At 45.3% G+C, this 3806-nt stretch carries 2 protein-coding genes; one reads left to right on the plus strand and one right to left on the minus strand.

The genetic code is table 11. The features are described 5' to 3' along the window. Window positions 1–851 precede the first annotated feature (851 nt). Window positions 852–2852, minus strand: a complete 2001-nt coding sequence (locus tag IH879_21190; GenBank protein MCH7677443.1) for a molybdopterin-dependent oxidoreductase — start codon at window positions 2850–2852, stop codon at window positions 852–854. A gap of 413 nt (window positions 2853–3265) precedes the next feature. Between IH879_21190 and IH879_21195 the strand changes: the two genes are divergently transcribed. Then, a complete protein-coding gene (locus tag IH879_21195) occupies window positions 3266–3556 on the plus strand; it encodes a hypothetical protein (GenBank protein MCH7677444.1) in 291 nt (96 codons plus the stop codon). Window positions 3557–3806 lie beyond the last annotated feature (250 nt).

Consider the following 3806-nt stretch of genomic DNA (forward strand, 5'->3'; position numbering starts at 1 on the left):
GATAATAACCGAACTTTACGTAACGATGGAAGCTTGACCATTGCCAGTCCTTTGCTCTTGAGACATAGCAGTGGTTGGTGTCCTGCCCATACGCAAAAGACCCAAAAAGTAAAAAGACGAGGGCGATGGGTGTTGCCCCTTGTTTGATTTTCTCTACAGCTCTCGTCACCGACCATTTAGGCCGGAATAATCCAGCAACTACAAATTTAGAAAAGTATTTAAAGCTTGTCATCTTGATACCTCCTCCAAATGAGTTAATAAAATTATGCTTCTGAACTACGAACGCGGGACAGGCACTATCAGCAACCAGTAGAATACCATTAGGTGTGAGCAGGAAGAGACCGTGAGGGATTGAACGAGTCCACCGGTCCGCCTTGCCCAAGGCCAAACCACGTCCAACACCCATGTTAGCCCTTCGTGGAGAGGTGAACCACGACGCTGCGAAATCTTCATATTTTCTCCGCCTTAGGTCATTGATGTTACTTTCTAACGTCTAACACATAACTTATATTTGAGTTGCCATTTCTTACTTTTAAAAATTTCTACTATCAGGAATAAATTTCTCTATACAGGAACATTTTTAAAAAATTCCTGATATCAGGAACAAAATATTCCTGATAACGGAAACTTTTTGGTCTTTAATTAATTCCTGGTATCAGGAATTTCAGATAATTTTACCTCCCTCGAATAAAATACCGCATTGGTAAGTTTATGCTTTTAGAATTCGAAAATATGGTGTCTGGAGGTAACCGTGTCGCCCCTCCTGGCGAGATTTAGAAAAAGCAAATATTTAATGCAGCAAGATCAAAAAAAACTTAATTCCTCTTAAAAAATACAGAAAAATCTCCGTCTCAAACTGCTGCCACTTCCACCCTGGCATCATTAAAGCAAGCGCCGCCGCCCACAGAACTAACATCGTCCGGCACCAGGGTGGTTGAGGTCAGACCATTCTTTGAGCTTTTGCGCCAGGCGCCTTTGGGAATCAAAACCACCCCCGGCCGGATTTGGTTGCTCATCCGAACGGGTGCAAAGACCTCACCCAGGTCGTTGAATATTCTCGCAGTCATGCCTTTTTCTAAGGAACGGGCCCGGGCATCCCCGGGATTCATGACCAAAAACAACTTCGGAAAATTGAATTCCCCTAAGGTGCTGCTAATCAATTTATCGGTTGCGGGTGAAATGAGGGTCAGCGGGTAGCCGTTTTGCTTTAAGTCTAAATATTCATACGGGTTTTTGCCCAAATTCCCCGGCGCCAGATTTATCTTGCCGTCAGGGGTCCAGGGGAAGACATTTTGAAATTGAATGGGAGCGCGGCCGGGAAAATCAAAGAAGGCTATTTTTTCTTTCTTGAGTTGGTCAAGCCCTACGGGTTTACCCATGCCATGTGTAGAGTTAGTGACTCGCTGCAAATAGGCTTCGGTATCATCCAAGAATGCCTGGTCCTGCCATCCCATGGAGCGGCCGAGCAGGGCAAAAACTTCTTCGTTGGGTCTGGCTTCACCCAAAGGTTCAATAACCGGATCCAGGTAATGCAGCGTGTAGGACCCGTAAGCTTTTTTTATCTCCTTTTGTTCGAGAAAAGTAACCGCCGGCAAAAGGATATCGGCAAATTTAGCGGTGTCGGTCATGACTTGCTCCGAGACCACAGTAAACAAATCCTCGCGCTGTAATCCTGCAATAATCGCTTTCTGATTCGGTACGGTTGCCACGGGATTGCAATTGTAATTAAAAAGTCCTTTTATGGGCGGCTGGTTTTCTTCAAGAAGAACTTTGCCCAGTTTATTCATATTGATGATCCGGGTGTTCCAGGGAATCGGGTCGGTGAGGCCTCTTGAATCAACTTTGTGGGCATTACTGTTGCTAAGCGTATAGCCGGAACCTTGCAAGCCAAATTTGCCTAAAACGGCCGGCAGGGCGAGAACAGCCGCGACCGACTGACCGCCGTTTCGATTGCGTTCGAGGCCCCAACCGCAGCGCAAAACCGCCGGGTCGTGCAAAGCATACATCTCGGCAAGTTTTTTAATATCATCGGCTTGCACTCCGGCAATTTCGGCGGCCTTTTCAGGGGGGTATTGCTTGGCTTTCTCAAGTAAAACATCCACATTTTTCGTGTGCTCGCCAAGAAAGTCCCAATTAAGCCAAGCCATTTTTTGCCAATGGTGAATCAAAGCCAGCGCAACCACCACATCCGTACCCGGATAGACCGGTAAATGCAAGTCGATCTCTTTTTCGGAAAAATTCAACTTCGGATCGACCACGGCAATTTTCGCTCCGGCAGCTTTGGCCTTTTTTAGATATGGAACCAGGTGAATATTTGAGGCCTTGGGATTAGCTCCCCAAATGAGAATAAATTTGGCGTGCACATAATCCTCGAACGCCGTGCCGGGCATTTTGCCGTACATACCCTGAGCCGCCTCGCTGGTCGGAGCAGCACAGACCGTTCGCGCCAACCTCGACGCACCGAGCTTTGCAAAAAAAGCGCGGTCGCTCGTATCTTGTCCCAACAATGCATTCGAGCCGCCATAAGAATACGGCAGGATCGCTTCTCCTCCCCACTCCTCTTTTATTTCGTTGAACCGCTGGCAAACAATCTTTACTGCCTCATTCCAGCTGATGCGTTCAAATTTACCTGCCCCCTTCTCCCCTACCCGTTTCATTGGATAAAGCAAACGATCCGGTGAGTAAACTCTCTCCGCAAAGCGTGACACTTTGGTACAAATAAATCCTTGCGTGGTTGGATTTATATCCGAAGCAGCGATTCGGGTGATTTTGTTTTCTGTGATTTCGACATCCAAACCGCAAGTGTCCGGGCAATCCAGGGTGCAGGCTGAGGCAAGAGTTTTCGTCGGCATAGTTTCTCCATCTAAATAAGGATAGTAAGATAACTAAAAAATGGCAAAGGGTCAAGGGTTCACTATTTAATGCCAAAAGTGTTATATCTTTGGCAATGGAAGGTTGCGGAAATTAGCGAGGCGGTTTCCGCAACCCAGGCAATGTCGGAGGCCACTTCGTTTAACTCCGACACTCTTCGAAAAAGCTTCAAGCAGAACATATGTCGGATATTACATTTTATACATTTCTAATTTGTTTACTTGAATACGTAAATGTAAATCCTTATGTTAGGACCGCATTCTTGATAAGAAACAAAACAACTTTTTAAACTTCCAAAACATTCCTATTGAAAATGAAAAATTCGAATTGTCTTATTATTTTTGTTTTACTCACATCGTTCATCTCCGTTCAAACAGGATGCAGCCCAAAACCTATGAAAGACTCCAAAGCAGAAGCTAAATTTGATGCGCCGCTTCGCATGAAGCTTAGCGAAGTAAAACAAGCACGGGTTGATGCGCCCCTAACATGCCTGGTTAAGCTCAACGGATCTCTTGATGAGAAAAGAAGGCAGATGCTCAAAGAGGCCGGGATTAACGTCGTCACTGTTATAAAGACAATTGCCACAATTGAGGGGCAACCCGACGCCATCCGCCAGATAGCAACTTATGATTTCGTGCACAGCATTTCTTTGAGCCAGACTCGTTATCCTTTAGAAAAACAATAACGATTCGAGAAGCCTGTTAGCGATGAGCGAAAAAAAATCTTAGTGGGCGCTCTTCGCTTCTCGTTTGTCGTTTTCTTTCTATCGCGCAACAGATCAAAAGCATGTACCTACAATACGAATCGTTCGATTAGCTCTTATTAACATTTCTTTCAAACCAACTTATCCCAAGGAGGAGGACGAATGGATTTCCGTCGTATTTTTTCTTTCAACCGATTGTGTACTTTTGCTATTTTGATCGCCATTCTTTTGC

It is taken from the genome of candidate division KSB1 bacterium (assembly GCA_022562085.1).
Lineage (GTDB): Bacteria > Zhuqueibacterota > Zhuqueibacteria > Oceanimicrobiales > Oceanimicrobiaceae > Oceanimicrobium.